Annotated in this window: 14 protein-coding genes and 1 CRISPR repeat array (1 of these 15 cut by a window edge); all 14 genes read right to left on the bottom strand. The window is 43.3% G+C overall.

What is annotated here, in order from left to right; all coding sequences use genetic code 11:
* A CRISPR array of direct repeats spans window positions 1–588; the repeat unit is 29 nt; unit sequence AGAAACACCCCCACTCGCGTGGGGAAAAT; it reaches 4,203 nt to the left of the window's first position.
* A gap of 50 nt (window positions 589–638) precedes the next feature.
* Window positions 639–926 carry a type I-E CRISPR-associated endoribonuclease Cas2e gene (gene cas2e / locus K8S19_07085; protein MCD4813438.1) on the bottom strand — a complete coding sequence of 96 codons (288 nt, stop codon included), beginning with the start codon at window positions 924–926 and terminating at the stop codon, window positions 639–641.
* Complete coding sequence (cas1e, locus tag K8S19_07080; protein ID MCD4813437.1) at window positions 904–1,806, bottom strand: type I-E CRISPR-associated endonuclease Cas1e; 903 nt, start codon at window positions 1,804–1,806, stop codon at window positions 904–906. Before cas1e ends, cas2e begins: the two co-directional genes overlap by 23 nt.
* Complete coding sequence (gene cas5e, locus K8S19_07075) at window positions 1,803–2,561, bottom strand: type I-E CRISPR-associated protein Cas5/CasD (GenBank protein ID MCD4813436.1); 759 nt, start codon at window positions 2,559–2,561, stop codon at window positions 1,803–1,805. Before cas5e ends, cas1e begins: the two co-directional genes overlap by 4 nt.
* The gene (gene cas7e / locus K8S19_07070; protein ID MCD4813435.1) at window positions 2,558–3,727 is read right to left on the bottom strand and encodes a type I-E CRISPR-associated protein Cas7/Cse4/CasC; all 1,170 of its coding nucleotides are present in this window, start codon (window positions 3,725–3,727) and stop codon (window positions 2,558–2,560) included. Before cas7e ends, cas5e begins: the two co-directional genes overlap by 4 nt.
* A 28-nt stretch (window positions 3,728–3,755) precedes the next feature.
* Entirely contained in the window at window positions 3,756–4,361 is a 606-nt protein-coding gene (gene cas6e, locus K8S19_07065; GenBank protein MCD4813434.1) for a type I-E CRISPR-associated protein Cas6/Cse3/CasE, read from the bottom strand.
* The gene (gene casB / locus K8S19_07060) at window positions 4,336–4,851 is read right to left on the bottom strand and encodes a type I-E CRISPR-associated protein Cse2/CasB (protein ID MCD4813433.1); all 516 of its coding nucleotides are present in this window, start codon (window positions 4,849–4,851) and stop codon (window positions 4,336–4,338) included. Before casB ends, cas6e begins: the two co-directional genes overlap by 26 nt.
* Window positions 4,852–4,866: 15 nt before the next feature.
* Window positions 4,867–6,345 carry a type I-E CRISPR-associated protein Cse1/CasA gene (gene casA, locus K8S19_07055; protein ID MCD4813432.1) on the bottom strand — a complete coding sequence of 493 codons (1,479 nt, stop codon included), beginning with the start codon at window positions 6,343–6,345 and terminating at the stop codon, window positions 4,867–4,869.
* A gap of 11 nt (window positions 6,346–6,356) precedes the next feature.
* Window positions 6,357–8,918, bottom strand: coding sequence for a CRISPR-associated helicase Cas3' (cas3, locus tag K8S19_07050; GenBank protein ID MCD4813431.1), 2,562 nt, complete (start codon window positions 8,916–8,918; stop codon window positions 6,357–6,359).
* 58 nt (window positions 8,919–8,976) lie between these two features.
* The gene (locus K8S19_07045; GenBank protein MCD4813430.1) at window positions 8,977–9,276 is read right to left on the bottom strand and encodes a hypothetical protein; all 300 of its coding nucleotides are present in this window, start codon (window positions 9,274–9,276) and stop codon (window positions 8,977–8,979) included.
* A gap of 259 nt (window positions 9,277–9,535) precedes the next feature.
* Window positions 9,536–10,165 carry a hypothetical protein gene (locus K8S19_07040; protein MCD4813429.1) on the bottom strand — a complete coding sequence of 210 codons (630 nt, stop codon included), beginning with the start codon at window positions 10,163–10,165 and terminating at the stop codon, window positions 9,536–9,538.
* A gap of 65 nt (window positions 10,166–10,230) precedes the next feature.
* Entirely contained in the window at window positions 10,231–11,193 is a 963-nt protein-coding gene (locus K8S19_07035; protein MCD4813428.1) for a transcriptional regulator, read from the bottom strand.
* A 380-nt stretch (window positions 11,194–11,573) separates the two neighbouring features.
* Window positions 11,574–12,548, bottom strand: coding sequence for a radical SAM protein (locus K8S19_07030; GenBank protein ID MCD4813427.1), 975 nt, complete (start codon window positions 12,546–12,548; stop codon window positions 11,574–11,576).
* Complete coding sequence (locus tag K8S19_07025; GenBank protein ID MCD4813426.1) at window positions 12,541–14,289, bottom strand: class I SAM-dependent methyltransferase; 1,749 nt, start codon at window positions 14,287–14,289, stop codon at window positions 12,541–12,543. The genes K8S19_07030 and K8S19_07025 overlap by 8 nt, the downstream gene beginning before the upstream one ends.
* A complete protein-coding gene (locus K8S19_07020; protein ID MCD4813425.1) occupies window positions 14,289–15,221 on the bottom strand; it encodes a class I SAM-dependent methyltransferase in 933 nt (310 codons plus the stop codon). Before K8S19_07020 ends, K8S19_07025 begins: the two co-directional genes overlap by 1 nt.
* Window positions 15,222–15,779: the final 558 nt, after the last annotated feature.

The following is a 15,779-nucleotide window of genomic DNA, read 5'->3' as shown; positions in this document are numbered from 1 at the left end:
CCCTGCGTTTGGAAACACCCCCACTCGCGTGGGGAAAATCATTGTTGTATATCATACTCAATATGCATACGAGAAACACCCCCACTCGCGTGGGGAAAATCAAGGCCGCTGCCGATAGGTGAAATAAGGAAAGGAAACACCCCCACTCGCGTGGGGAAAATAAATAAGAGGAGGTCTAGGCAATGTTAAAACCAGAAACACCCCCACTCGCGTGGGGAAAATGAATGGAGATGAAGGATTATGCTGGACGTAAAAGAAACACCCCCACTCGCGTGGGGAAAATCATTTTTTATTGCTTGGTTTATCATCATAAAAAGAAACACCCCCACTCGCGTGGGGAAAATTTCTCCCTCTCCGTTTTCCGCCCGTCGGCGAGAGAAACACCCCCACTCGCGTGGGGAAAATGGTAGTCGTATTACTAAACCCGCATATCCTTTAGAAACACCCCCACTCGCGTGGGGAAAATTTCATTTAAATCCTCCATATAGCCATCTATTTAGAAACACCCCCACTCGCGTGGGGAAAATTAGGGGATAATAAAAGCGTGTCCCAAAACATCAGAAACACCCCCACTCGCGTGGGGAAAATACCAACATTATGTATAACTAGTTTTTCAACTATACAAAATATGGTTATATTTAAACAGTACCATTTTTCTCTTGTATTAACTGTAATCCACTTATTTCTATGAGTGCCCGAGTTATATCCCCTATTCCCCAAATTTTATATCCAGGAGATTTTCTTATTCTTTGAAAAATAACTAAGCCAGATTCTTCCGGACAATATTTATATAAATACTCAATGATATTATCCGCCACTGAATCTTTAATTCCTGAAACAAATACATTGGGACGCGGTTCAACAAACCATAATTTCATTCTGCCTCGAACTGCGGGCGGAATATTATTCGCTATTACCACCAACATCATTCCCTCCATATAACATTTCTTTAATATCCGGACCGATTTTCGCCAACAAGTCCATTTCTATTACCCGCTTACGGAATGCAGAAGACACCTTTGCCTTGTTATATTTTCCTGCCAATTCCAAAGTCAATACAAACGCCAAATCAATACAAAGATTTTCTTTGTATAAATCCGCCAAATCATAAACAAAAGGCAACGGACTACCGGAATGTATAAACCCAATGTGCGGTGCGTATCCCATGCTGTAAACAGCCGAGGTCAGAATACCGTAAAGCGCTGCATTAGCTGATGTTAAAACCCGGTTTGTTATATCTCCAAACTCAAACTTACCCGGCTGATAATATCTTCCCTTCCACCCTACATTGTATTTAGCCGCTTTTTGCTCATACATCCGGCGGACTCGATAACCTTCCATGCCCATCATTTCTTTGAGATTTTTCCCTTCCAGTTGTGCCGAAGGAAAACGCCGGGCATACATCCGCCTGGCGACTTCCACGGATTTTTCCTTGTCAGTAGCCAGCAACATTTGTGACCGCAGATTACTCGAATCTGATGTCGGACTCTGCCCCACTGCATAAAACAACAAGGAATCTTCTCCAACCCAACAAACAGAACAATTAGCAGTTGCCATAACTTTTACTGCTTCATGGGTTATAGACGTTCCCGGTCCTAACAATACCGTATTGATAGTAGCAATCGGCAATCGAACTACATTGCCATCGCAATCAATCCATTTGACACTACTATCATCTATCTCCAGTCGGCCCCGTTCCAGATACAAAAACGGATACTTGTCTTTTACTTGTGGCAAACTGGCTTTTGTAACCTTGATGAATAGCCTTTGACTTTTTTCACTCGCTGAAGATGATGTCCCGCTCACGATTGAATCACCGTTACTTTTCTGTCGCGGTAACGCTTGATCTCGCCAAACTGAACTGGTATGTCATTCAAGGTCATTGTTTCGCCATCATCATTATACTCTCCGTCTATGACCTTGAAATCTTCTGCCAACGCCCCCTTTTCTTCTGCAATTTCCGCAGCTCGTTTTAATGCTACTGCTTCGCTTTCATAGTTTCCGCGATAAATTATATCTGTTGGTACACAATTTTTCCTCCCAAGATAAACATCATAAACTGGATTTTGTAATGCCTCGGAAAAGTCATCTGCCATTTTGTCAGGTACTTCCATTATTACTGCAAATTTAGCATCCTGTAGATAATACCTGTAAGTAATTTTTGTTCCACCTCTTGAACCATCTGCATTATTTGCTTTACCAGACTTTTTCTTTACAGAATCCCAAGTCATAGGGATGAGCATTGATTCCCATGGATTTTTGTCATCATACCCACTTCCCACCATGTGAAAATCATTTAAAAGAGGTTCACGATCAGTCTTCTCTGATTTCCCGTTCTCCATTTTCCGAGCGGGCACATATGAAATAACTGTCTGCTTGAGTAGTGCTAATCGCGAAAGCAGTTCGGCCTGTTCACCTGACGCGCCCATCGCGCAGAGTAAAATTCCAATAACACCGGATTTGGTGGGAAAGGACATGGTATCCCGCCTGCCGAACTTTGAATCCGCACCCCATGATTGCAAAGGCGCTTCCAGCCATAACAATAGATATTTGGTTTTCATTTCGCGCGGCCTTCCGCAATTCCGAATTTAATCTCTCCAATCAATTTGTCTATGTTAAAGGCTTCATCTTTCCCAAAATCAACTTTCTTAATTTTCCCAAAAAGCGAACCTGCTAGCTTTTCTTTTTTATCCAGATATTGGCACAACTCATTAATGCTTTGTTCCAGAAATCCTCCATTTTGAGCTTTCACGCCTGTTTCAAATGGTGCCTGCAAACGCTGTCCCCGGCGTACAAATATCCGGGCAAACTCCCAAGGGGACGCTCCGGACTGCGAGGTCTGACGGGCGTTGGGTACTGCCATATAAAGCGCCTTGGTAAAAACCTCCACGGATTCCGGAATATTTTGACCGGCAAGTGTCTGCCACAACTGCCCAATATCCAGACTGATATACCGATAATAGGTTGCAGAATTAAATTCTAAGCTCCCCATATGGGCAGAGCCCTGCTCCTTAGACTCATCATCGAGGGCTGTAAAAAACTCAACTTCATTGGTCACTTTATGGGTTGATATGGCATGAGCAAAGGATGATGCCGCCTCGACATTCAGTGTTGCTGCTTGCGCCACCATGCGGCCAAAAAGCGCTATATCCAATGCATTGATTTGTTCATCTGTTTTACCGATAAGATCTGCTAATTCTTTAGCTTGTTTTTTTGCATCTTTTTGTTTGAATAACGCATCAGGTTTGAATTGGACTTGTTTGAATTCTTCAGCCAAGAGTTTTACTTCTGCCGGACTTATAAAAAGAAGAGTATCTGTTTTGTCGTCATTTCCTGATTCACCATTCTCATCTTCATCATTCTTCTTTGTTTTTCCAGAGTTAGCTGTTTTATTATCTTCTTTCTTTTTAATAAATATATGCTCCACCTTTTCACCACAAGCTTTTGCCTGGTCTGGAGTAGCTCCTTTTTCCTTGCATGCTGTAGCAATCAGCTCAGCGATTAATTTTGTTCTGCTTCCCAATTCAATACCCAGATCACGAAGTGTAAGTCGCACTTGACGTTTCCAGCACTGACTGCTGACTCTGGCACGAGTCGTACCACCGATCATAGCGGTTTTTGGAGCACCTACATCATCCCGATTCAGACAAGTAACCGGAAATGACTGAATAATGTGATACTCTATGTGCATGCTCTGATAAGGATTCTTTGTTTGATTCTTTTTCATGTTAGCCTCCTGTTTTTTAAGTAATATTTTAATTACTTTTCATTGGCACAATTTGAAGCAAGCCAAACCCAAAGCCCCTGGCTCGTCCTATACCTTGCTCAAAACTTTTTTTAAAAAGTTCTCTGCTGGTCACTTTTAGCTTTCCTGTAAACGTTGCTGATCCGTGTGTATGTAAAAATTTAGTCCCCTCCTTTATTTTGTCAAATTGCTGTACCTGAGTTTGACCCACGCACAAACTGTTGGGATCAATTTCAAATCCCGTAGTTAGCGACTTTTTAATAAACCACTCGCAAAGATTATCTTTGCCGCGTACCGGTATAAGTTTTCGGGACTGACCGTTCCTAGTCGCAGGATTAAGCGTGATTTCAAAGCCATAGTGATCATGGCTTAAAATAGATTCAGAAATTTCTTTTGATGTTATTTCTCCAAAATCAGGTTTTTCCGGTAGGCGTTTGGATAGAATTAATATTCGATGGCACTGCCCTGCAATACCTTTATCAGCAAACAAAAACTCTCTGGTTTCGTTTTCCTGCTTGGGAAATAATGAATAAACAATCCGATGCATGCTGTATCCATCTTTAAGTTGCCAATCTTTACAATCCTTACGACTAAGGTTTAGCATTGAAGCTATCATTGGCCCTCCTTGGATAAAAATCTACCGCCCACTTTATCCGCGTTTTTTCTCCAAAATAAATAAGCTCATTCAATAACTGTGCATAGCTCAACTGTGCTCCGCGAGATGCACACAATCTGAGCAAGGGCCTTAAAATAGCGCATACTTCTTCCACTGCATCACATGCCAGCAAACGCCGCAATTTGGCTTGAGCCTGTTCATCTTTATACCCATCTTTATAGCAGACGGCGATGGCCTTACCGATTCCAAGGCTTCCATCTTTTTCCGGTTTGGCACGAGCCATAGCTGCAGCTACCGTGGCAAATGGCAAACGCTGCCAATCCTTTTCAATATCACACCATGGTATCAAGTGCTCCCATGCTTGCGATTCTGTGGCCGGGTTGTCAGCCCGACGCAGCACTGCACCAAAGCTTGTATCCTTTTTCATACGGCTCAAAACAAATTCTACAAAAGACTGTTCACGGCTTTTCTTTTTGGTCTTGGTTTCCATAATTCCTCCTTCGGCTCAAGATAAATATTCGCCCAAATTGGGTCGATTAGCTGCCCAGGCATTTATTTGACGAGCTGTGTCTTTAGGACAATAAGTGTTGTATGCTTTGTTTACAAATCCCGCAAAAATACTACGTAATTTTTTCCTTTCCTTCCCACTGGTTTCATTACACGCGTTCACCAATTCCTGAAACTTGTGCTCACAAAGCTGCCAGAAAAGGTTTGCAGCCTGTGCCCCCTGATCTTTCCCTTCCGTTTTTTGTTCTTTAAAAAAACCCATAACAGAACCATATGCAGATTTAGAAAGTTTGTCTAACCCTTCCATTTCCAGTTTGAGCCATACAAACAATTCTTCACCCATCACCTCCGAATTCAGAATAATTTCCGACTCCACAAAATCATTCATCCCTTTTACATCTTGTTCCCCCGCAGTACTTTTAACTTTTATTCCCCCAGACCAAATACTGAATGGCTGACATTTTTTATTATCAATTCGTGATATTGCTATTCGCAATTGCAAGCATTCAAAACCTCTATCGTTTTCAAAAAAAGACAACAATGCCGTCAATTGCCTCCATGGCCGCCTTTCAGGATCAACCCAAATGACTTTTGGTTTAGCTCGTAATCTGTCTATGGCCACAGTAGGATCAACTATACTTTCCAAATGACCTGGATGAGCAATACCTTCGGAATAATGCAATCCCTTATCTGCTAAAAATACAAAACGAGACAAGGGCACCAAACGTCCCATGTAAGATTTTTTTAATGCCCGGGCTATTCGGCAGTCTTCCCCTCTGGGCATTTTTTCCCATGGCGCAACGCCTATTCCTTCTGAAAAATATTTCAAATCCTGCATATCCTCTTCTGTAAAAATATTCATCCACAATGTTTCCTGTAATGATGTGCCTAACAAAAAACTATGTAAATAACCTAAAAAACCTAAAGATGGACCAGGTTTACCCGTAGATGGTTTATCTTTAGCGTTGGATTTCCCGGCATAGTTTGGTGAAAGAACTATACTATTATCCGTCTTTTTTCCACCCAGAGAAAATCCCATTTGCTGAACCAACAGTAAAGCTTTATCTGCATCCGTCAATTGCTGTTCAACCTGACTTTGAATTAGTACAGTCGTATTCCCGCTTGCCACATCAATCTGAACTGCGCCGTAAGTCTGAAGTGCTGCTTTTTTTATACCCGACATTTGAAGAAACGGTTCTTTACCATACAGCCAAAACAGACCTTTATTTTTTGTTAAGTAATTCATTGCTTTTTTTGCCATACCCGACAAACCATTTTTCTTCCAATCTTTGTCATCTTTGGGTGTCCACGCTGCCTGAACAATTGCCAATAGCAATTTGGTCATTGCTATCTTCTGAATAGGATTACCACCCAGGGCAGTGATTTTTGAATCAGTAAAAATATCCGTCAGACTCACCAAGCCCTTACCTGCCACAGGTATCCATGGCTGACTGACCAAATTAAAACTGTTTTTAATCATACTCTTCCTTACCTCCCTTTCTTTTCGGCTCTATAACCTAAACAAGCATCATATTCAAGATGGTATTTTTCTGATACTTCTGTCTGGCCTAATCCCTGCAATTCATCGGAATCAGATACTATAGATGCACGGAATGGACTTTCTTCATGATTACCCAAATAAACGTACTCTTTTAAGAACGCCAGTTGCTTTGTATATGTTGTAGGTGCAAGATACTCCGGCACTGAGACCGTATTATTCAGTAATGTTGCAGCCCGTTTGCGACGCTTTGAAGGCTCTGCTTTTTTTGGCAGGTACATTTTTGTATCATCCAGGAGATGTAACATTATCCCGTCCGGTTCATAAATGATTTTTTTTATCAGCAAAACTTCAATGGACTCAATCTCCGAATACCTTGTGCTTGCTTTGCTTTCAGGCAGAGTTTGGCCTCCCCGGCTGATACCGGTTAATGCAAATGCAGTAAGCTTCTCCTTTTGCTTTATCATTTCCTGCTTGTATGTTGCCATCCTCCCTTTTTCTGATCGTTCTTTATAGGTTGCCTCCAGCAATGGTCTGATGTCACCTGGCAGTTTTATTGATGAAATACTCTGCCAAACTTCCAGTGTCCTGCACAAAACATAAGGACTATAGACTTTTGCGTACTTTCCAAAGTGCTTTATATCCAAAATTGCCTGATTCATTTCCGGTGCCAATATCCATGCCTCACATTGAGCTTCATCCGGCCGTACAGAATCATTATCACGATGGCGCCACAAACGCCCCAAACGCTGAAATAACATATCCGTGGGACAAAGCCGTGACACCAGAAAGTCCGCATCAATATCCAGTGACTGCTCCAAAACCTGGGTTCCTATTAAAATCCGGCCCTTTTCCCTGCGCTTTTCTCGGCCTGATGTTCCAAACAGCCCCACCCATTTGTCTTCATTTTTTCTTCGATCTACTTTAATGAACCGTGAATGCAAAAGTCCACATTCCAAATTCATTTCCATGGCAGCTAGTTCACGATAACGTCTTTGTGCATCATCTACGGTGTTTTCAATCCAAAGGATCTGCTCTCCTCTTTCTGCCCGTTTGAGGGCTTCATCAATAGCTTTATTGTCATCTGAACAGATATGAATATTCACTTCAAATTCTTCATTTTTTTCCGTTTCCAGTTCCTTCAATTTCCCTCCTATTGGATACTGGGAAATAAGGGGATAAGCCGATAGTTTGGCTGAGCTGGTTTTAGGTTTAGCTGCGCCAAGTATGGAACGCCGTTGATTATCAGTCAGAGTGGCGCTTAAAATAATGACTGTGCAGTGCAATTCACGAAGGGCTGTCACCAGTTCTTTAAGGATAGTCCCAGTATAGCTGTCATAGCTGTGTACTTCATCCAGAATAACAACCTTACCCGCTAATCCAAAAGTCCGCACAAATCCATGCCTGACATTCATAACAGCCATGAGAGCCTGATCAATGGTTCCCACGGCAAAAGGAGCGAGAAGCCCACGCTTGCCGCTGCTAAACCATGATTTGCCGGGATTGCCTTCTTCGCCAAGCTCTGTCTCGCGCAACCATGCAGAACCATGCAATAGCAAAGCTGATCGCCATGGATCAGACGCTTCTAAAATCCCCTGAAGATTTTTCTTTGGATCACCGGCAAGAAATAAATTCACACGTTCATAAACCTTATCAGAGGTCAGTTGCGTAGGAAGAGCAAAATATATTCCTGTAGCATCTCCTTTTTCCAGCATTTTATAGGCTGCATAAAGTGCAGCTTCTGTTTTCCCCGCGCCCATCGGCGCTTCCAAAACATAGGCACCTTGTTTTTTTATGGACTCAATAAAACACATCTGCAACGGATAAGGTGAAAAACCAAAAACATCCTTAAAATTTAATCCCACACATAGTTGCGGTGTCACAAATCCTGCCCGATCCAAGGCCTCATCAATTTTACTTTTCCAGGATTTCTCATCAACAGTATCAAACAAAGAACCAGAACCAATCCAGTCCGCAACAGTAGTCAAACCTGCAATTGCATCAGCTTGAATGGATGAAGTGATTGCCGGCCAGTCTGTATTCATCTCTTTTTTCAAATCATTCATTAAATCCATGCGCTTTTTTTGCCACTCATGACCACCATAAATTTCTGCATCAGCAGATTGAATACTCGAAGGACTTCTTCCATGATGCCTCCCCAATATCTCAGGAATATATTTTGGGCACCCATCTGCTGCTGCCTGGCTGACAGTAAAATGATACCCAATAACCTTGTCCAAATCCGGATTTGTGATGTTCAGAATTTGTCCTAAATCACGATGTATTCTCTCCTGGAACGTCGGACTGATCTTGCCAATATCATGAACAGCGGCAATCAATTCACTACCTTCAGGATAATAACGTTCCCGAAGCCATTTGGGCATACGCCTTATTAGTTCTTTTGCTACATACCCAACTATACGGCAATGAATAGCTACACTTACGCCTGCCCTATTTACTGGTTCATCACGGATAGTTTTTGCCAAACATTCTTGTATCGGAATAACCCGTATATTCTTTTTTTCAGAATTTTCATTCCTAGGTTTGAACATTTAGAACTACTCCTTTTTTTTAAAATACAAACTATTTCTATCAAACTATCCAGTCAGGTCAATCTCCGATATGAAACCAATCTGATTCGGAAAGATTTCTTAGAAAAAAAGATATTTCATCAAGTACGCCGTGTTGTTCCGCCCAGTTAATATGCTCTTTTAAGCGTATCATTTTTAATATTGCCGGTGTGTCATACCAAGCAGCCAAAATCAATGGTAATGAAGGCTCCCAACTACTGCCTTTTCGATTTTTGTTGGGCAATAACTCCCATACTTCTTTCCATTTCATGGGTACAGGACAAACACGGCCCTTTTCTTTGCAGTAGTTAACCAAATCATCAATATTTTCTGAAGCCATTATTTACAAGTTCCTTTCAAATTGTTTTTCTATCTCCTTCTATCAAATTTCCAGGAATTCCAGGATAAATTGGGTATTCTCTAATTTTGTTTCTATCCCCAGTTCTACCACACCCCCTGGCTCGTTTGATGAGTCAGTGGGTGATTTTTTTATATCACGCCAACAAATCCAATATCACTCTGACCATGATATCCTTATCCTGCGGTCGGCCGGCTGCGATCATTTTTTGAAACCATGGGGCGATTACGCGGAATCGCCCCTACGGTGATTTGTTGATCCCCCATTGCACCGGATTATTTCGAATATATTCCCGGATGCGGTGCAATTCCATATCATTCCGGATAATACGATCATGGCAATTCCTTTGCCATAATTTATTGTAAAAATGCGACCATCCATTTTGATGGACACCATGTATGTATTCATTGGTGGTCATCCGTTTAAACCACGACACATATCGGCCCAACCCCCGTAGGGGCGAAACCATGTTTTCGCCCCCGCTTTTATGTTCATTGTTTTCATTCCCGGTTGCGTGTTTAACCCGCAGCATTGTGTTTGATTTTTTTACCGGGCGATTACACGGAACCATGGGGCGATTACACGGAATCGCCCCTACGGCGGCGGATTTAATGATCAGGATACCGTGAAAATGGTTCGGCATAACTACAGATTCATCAATTGTCACATCACCATATCTTTCCGGCAATTTATTCCACCATTTTCCCACCATCCGACCTGCATGATTTTCTATCATGATTCCGTTGTTGATTTCACCCAATAAACACAATCGATCATTTATATCAATGGTGATGAAATATGCCCCTGCTTGTGAATAATCATATCCTTGCAATCGTATTGATTGCCGATGATGATTTTTCCTTTTCTCCATTTATCCCTCCTTTGGAATGGTCTTTTTCTTTAGACCAAAAAAGGAGGTTGGTTATTGCAACACTATCAATATTTCTTTAGTGTTTTCTGTAACAGCTGTTTTATCTCTTTACGCAAACCTTCCGGCTCCAGCACTTCAACTTTGGGGCCGTATTTCAATATATCCATGACCAGCTCGCGGGTATCGGCATAGGGAATTTGGAGAATGTAATAACCGTCTTTGAATGCTCCCTTTTGCTGCGGATGCCAGATTTCTTCGGCCACCCAGCGGCTGCACTCCGGTGTGAAGCGCAATTGGGCGGTATACTTGGGTTTGCCGGAAAAAATGCCATAGGCGGTGGTGAATTGTTCATCCAAACTTCTGTCCGGGATGGTCTTGGCCTTTTGTTTTAATGTACTTGTCTTTTGAATCCGGTCTATGGCAAAGCTGCGCAATGCGGATTTCTGATGGTCCCAGGCATCGAGATACCAGTTGTCCCGGTAATGGATCAACCGCTGGGGAGAAATTTTTCTTTCTGTTTTCTGATTTTTTGAGCGGCTGTGATAGGTAATATTTATCTGCTGCTGTGCGGCCAAAGCACCGGCAACTGCCTGAAAATTTTCCTGATGGATCGACCGTACTCCCATACCCAGGATGCGTACATTCCGGGTGATATCGGCTTTTCCCATATATTTTGATTTAAGAATTTCCTGGATACGTTTTTGAAAAGGGGCGATCTGTGATTCGAGCATTCCGGGTTGTACTTCTTTAAGCAGATGCTGGACACTCAGGAGGGCATGCAATTCAGTGGCATTGAACCAGAGTCCGGGTAGTTCATAAAGGCAGGTCTCATCTTGCGCATAGTAATAGCCGTTTTGTCGGGAATCGTATTCAAGGGGTGCACCCAGATGTATTTTCAATTCATTCATGATCCGCTTAACCGTTGCGCGGGTACATTTTAATTTTTCTTCAAATTGTTTTCGGGAAATAGGATAACGGGATTGCTTCAATAGACGGTGCATTTTAAAAATGCGTTCGAAGTGATCCATCCGGCCTCCGGAGACAGCAATTTTATTGTAATTTTTAGACGTACAAGACGGGAGAATTACAAGCCAGTGTTGCAGGTTCAATTATGCGATTGGAGGATAAGATGGTCAAGGAATTTATAGAGAGGGTTGGTGCGGATGTATTGCCAAATATGATTGATCCTTGGTCACCCACGAGGGGTTCCCCTACGCCAACAAATCCAATATCACTCTGACCATGATATCCTTTAATTGTTTAATCCCGTTTGACTTTTAATTATGGCGAATTCGCCATAATTAAAAGTAGGATTATGTAAACTCTCCCAAATACCAAGAAATTCCACAGTATTTCTATTACCATATTACCGAACTACGTCCCGTACTCTCGATAAACAGGTTGATTTCTACGAAACAGCAGCGGTTTGGGGTTCCAGGCGACGCCGCGCAATGGCGTCTAATTCTTCTTTGCCTGTATAGAGGTAATAAAGATCGCCGCAGGCTGCCATGCAGCGTTGGCAAAATGGATGGCTGTATTTCTGCTGCTGGAGGGTCTGGTGGGATTGGTCGAGAAAAGAACCGGCCAGATCATACTTTTTGTCATACACTGCGCAGCATAGTGCCACAGAGCCGTCACTATTGATGGCCGTCTGTTGAGAGCGCAAGGGGCAATCGGGATAAAGTTTACGATAGGGTAATGCCACAGCTTGGGCTTCATGTGGTTTAATCAGCAGTAAATCCAGCAATGCCTGCTCCCCGGGGTCAAACGGCCCTTCCACCGCACTCAAGTATTTTTCCAGGGGCGCATAAAATGCCCAAAGCGGGACAAACTCAAAATTGAGTTCATGCGCCATGGCTTGCATACGGATGTAATCACCTTCCATATTATGTGTGTACTTGTGATAACAGATCTGCACCGGGAACCGCGCATCATGTTTCTCCCGGTACCGGGCAACTTTCATGGCGTTTTCTCTGACCTGTTCGATATCGCCGCCGGCATGCGTTATTTGATATGTTTGCGGCCAATACCCGGAAAGAGAAATACGCAAGGATGCAGGATACGCTTTTACCATGGCTTCAAGATTTTTGGGTGCTGCGAGGTTGCTGGACAAATGGGGTGACAAACCAACTTCATTTGCCAGGGTAATCAACCGCGGTAATTCAGGATGAAGCGTGGGTTCACCCCAGTTCAATAAATAGATCAGAATTTTTTCTGCGGGTTTCTCTTTTATAATTTTCTGTAAAATTTCAGAATACATCTCTATCGACATATACATTGGATTGCGCAGCTGCTTTGGGCTGTTCCCATTGGGGCATGAAGGGCACCGAAGATTGCAGACACCTGCAACTTCAATATAATAAACAAACGTTTCATCAGGCATAATAATTCCTTACATCATCCTTGTCGTGAACAGATTCTTCAAACACTGTTTCCTGCTGCTCTGTTTGCGAAAAATTTTCTGCTTTCATTTCAAACAATCCGGCATACGAAATGGCAATCCGATAAAGTAGGGGACGGTCGCGACCGTTCCCTACCTGCCGTATGCCCGTAAGCGTTAGTTGAATTGCTTGCTCTGCCTGTTCAATCTCCTGACGCGAAAGAACACTTTGGCATAAGATACTTTCGGTTTTATAAACCGCATGTCCATCCAACACCCGATCCCCGCATTGGAGCTTGAGGTTAAAATAATCTTTGTCCTCCAATTCACAATGAATCCGCAGCAATAAAACAAATTGGTCTCCTGCCGCATGTGACATGGGTAATTGTAACTGGGTTTTATTTTGCCGGTTGGTAATGGAAATCAAATGATGCGAAATATTTTCCATAGCAATTAAATCGTACTCACCTTCTGTAAGGCACCATGCCTGCTCGGAAAATATTTCCTGTAATCCTGACAGTTGATCGTGGACCAGCTCGGGAATCAAGGATTTTTGTGTGAGTACTTTCCGAACCAGAGGAGAAAATCCATTATAAATATCCTTTTCCATGTTATGGCGTTGGTTGAAGGCCGCTGCCTTGTCCTGAAAATGACTCGCCGGGAACCTCACCGTAATTTCTTTCTCTGCCATGGGTTTATCCAAAATCCGAGGACTATTGGGGTCGCACTGACGGCCATCCCGTTTGCGTGCAATCAATTGTAATGGCGCCCCGAAAATTTCAGACAATCCCATTCTAAATCCGAGTGTATTCGGATTTCCCTGCAATCCGGCAATAGCTTGACTGACCCCGTCTGCCATCGCCGCGACTTCATCTTCGGCGGGCAGCGAAAACCCCATTCCTGCCTCCGCCTCGGTATAATATTTTTTCGCTTCAACAATCCGTTCTTGTAAGTTTTCGATAATATCTTTTTTCAGCATCGCGGCGCCGGCAAAGCGATTTTGCAGCCAGCGATGCTCCAGTTTGCCCATCACTGTTTCCGGAAACAAACCCAGCCCGACCAGATCACATGCATTACCGATGGTTGTCACGATCTGTCCCAAGGGCATATTTTGGTTCTCAATCATACCGAAGAGCGACTCCGGGCGGCTGCCCAGATAGGGTTCTGCAATGGTTCGGATAATGCCGAGTTTTTCCAGTTCATATTCAAAGGGTGTGAATTCATGCGGCCGGTTACAGCGAAATTTGTAGAAACAAAATCCCCGGTGGGTTGGTTCGTTTTCCAAAAAAACCAACCCGCCTGGTGCCAAGACCCGCATCATTTCTTCCAGCACACGCTCAAACCGCCAGGTATGATGCAGTGCTGAACAAATGAAAACATAATTAAAAGAATCATCCTCAAACGGCAATTGGTGAAAATCACCGACCACCAACCGCGGATTAATTTGTGTTTCACCCCTGCCGGCCAACTCGCGTCCTTTGCTAAGCGTGTGCCGGGAGAGCTCAAACAGAGTAACTTGGGCACCCAGCTCGCGAGCCAAATCATATCCTGTGGTATGGGCATAACAAGCCAATTCAAGAATATGCAGAGATTCGCCGGTATATACGCTGTGCTGATCAAGTGTGCTTTTTACCAAATTGAAATGCCGCAGGCTTTCCGCCGCAATGCGCGGGTCCACGACCAGGGTATGCCAGGCGAATTCCCCGACTAATGGCGTGAGATGATCCGGCAGAACCGCTTCCACTATGCCGTCCCTTTCTGAAGCAACCCCGATTTTTTTTGCGCAACAAATACGATTTGACCCCCATTGCCTACATACCCGTGATACGGACTGTAATAGGCCAATGCATACGCATCATCAAAACCATTTTGTCGGCAAGCCTCCAAAACATCCCATCCGAAATCATTAAAGACCAGCGATCCTTTAACAAGAAACGGATTCCCGTGATACTGTTCGGGAAGCAAATGTTTAACCTCGCCGTTTTCAAGAACTGCCCGCAATTCGCTTTGCTCACGCGCAGCATAAAATGGGATGGAAAAAATTAGTTTCCCGCCCGGCTTGATTACCCGCCCGGCCTCGGCCAATGCCTGTATATACTGCGGAACATGTTCATATACATCATTGGACATAATAATATCAATACTTGCATCCGGAAAACTCAGGGCCATGGCATCCTCATGCCGGATGCCCTTTATAATCCGGCCGGAGGTGTACTCAAAACCAAAATATTCACTCCCAATAATCCGGATATCCTTAAAGTGATTTTTTACAAACCGGTAAAAAGGCGTTACCTGCTCATAAAGATATATGACAAAATCTTCATGTCCCGACAACCGGACTTCTTCTTTTAAAAAGCGCAGTGCAAACCGTTGCCGATTATTCATTTTACAGCGGGTACAGAGTAAGCGCTCACGAAAATTGGGTGTCTGCTGGTCCGAATACTGCCAGTCCATGACAAACAGTCCTTTGGTTTCGCAAACTTCGCAATATCCAGATACCAGCCATTGCAGACGGTCTTTGCCGGATTGCGCAATTTGTGCTTCCAGGGCCATGCGGGACGAAGCAACCTTTTGGAAATATGCTTCAAATTCTTTCCGATTACGAATGGGATGCATCTCAACCTGCCCGGCATAGGGCGTCATATCCAAACAATTTTGCTGCGTTGTCGATAGCATATAAGTAATATCCTTACTTGTAGTGTGGTTCATCCAACGTTTACTGCTAAGTCCCCCGTTTAAACCAATTCAAAAATCCTTTTTTAGCGTGTGACTGCTTTTCTTCAAGCAAACACGTGTTCTCCCGTATTGCCGTCCCGCACTCAGTGTCTTTATCCCAAAGCGCCGGTGATTGTGAGCAGTTTTGCTTGAACCAACTGGAACGCCAAATAAGCGTCTTATAGGAAAGTGATCGCATAACCCCCCCCTTGCTATGGTAATGTGTTCTTGGTTACTATTATTTAAAGCAACTTTCGGGCCAAAAACACCTTGTCCGCACTTCTAAATCCCTTTAAATTCAAGGATATTATAGTGGCGCCAGACCCGGTTTTTCAACTCAGACAACTGGGGATTTAATTCCATAATTTCCCAGGGAAAAGTATGGAATGTTTTCCATAAATATTAACAACGCATTGATCACTGAAAAACATCTCTAACACTCTTTATTCCAATACAATCCGGCCGATACTAGGAGTGTGAGCATTTAGTCGCTCACACTCCGGAGCAATTGAGAATAGA

This window comes from bacterium, from assembly GCA_021108215.1.
Lineage (GTDB): Bacteria > Oederibacteriota > JAAXVQ01 > JAAXVQ01 > JAUVAV01 > JAIORK01.
The sequence above is the reverse complement of the archived record's forward strand: the minus strand, read 5'-3'. Positions and strand labels throughout refer to the sequence as shown.

Bases quoted from the DNA above. Each gene is read 5' to 3' on its own strand.
- cas2e (MCD4813438.1), bottom strand. From the start codon at position 926: ATGTTGGTGGTAATAGCGAATAATATTCCGCCCGCAGTTCGAGGCAGA.
- cas5e (MCD4813436.1), bottom strand. From the start codon at position 2,561: ATGAAAACCAAATATCTATTGTTATGGCTGGAAGCGCCTTTGCAATCA.
- cas7e (MCD4813435.1), bottom strand. From the start codon at position 3,727: ATGAAAAAGAATCAAACAAAGAATCCTTATCAGAGCATGCACATAGAG.
- cas6e (MCD4813434.1), bottom strand. From the start codon at position 4,361: ATGATAGCTTCAATGCTAAACCTTAGTCGTAAGGATTGTAAAGATTGG.
- casB (MCD4813433.1), bottom strand. From the start codon at position 4,851: ATGGAAACCAAGACCAAAAAGAAAAGCCGTGAACAGTCTTTTGTAGAA.
- cas3 (MCD4813431.1), bottom strand. From the start codon at position 8,918: ATGTTCAAACCTAGGAATGAAAATTCTGAAAAAAAGAATATACGGGTT.
- K8S19_07045 (MCD4813430.1), bottom strand. From the start codon at position 9,276: ATGGCTTCAGAAAATATTGATGATTTGGTTAACTACTGCAAAGAAAAG.
- K8S19_07040 (MCD4813429.1), bottom strand. From the start codon at position 10,165: ATGGAGAAAAGGAAAAATCATCATCGGCAATCAATACGATTGCAAGGA.
- K8S19_07035 (MCD4813428.1), bottom strand. From the start codon at position 11,193: ATGGATCACTTCGAACGCATTTTTAAAATGCACCGTCTATTGAAGCAA.
- K8S19_07030 (MCD4813427.1), bottom strand. From the start codon at position 12,548: ATGCCTGATGAAACGTTTGTTTATTATATTGAAGTTGCAGGTGTCTGC.
- K8S19_07020 (MCD4813425.1), bottom strand. From the start codon at position 15,221: ATGCTATCGACAACGCAGCAAAATTGTTTGGATATGACGCCCTATGCC.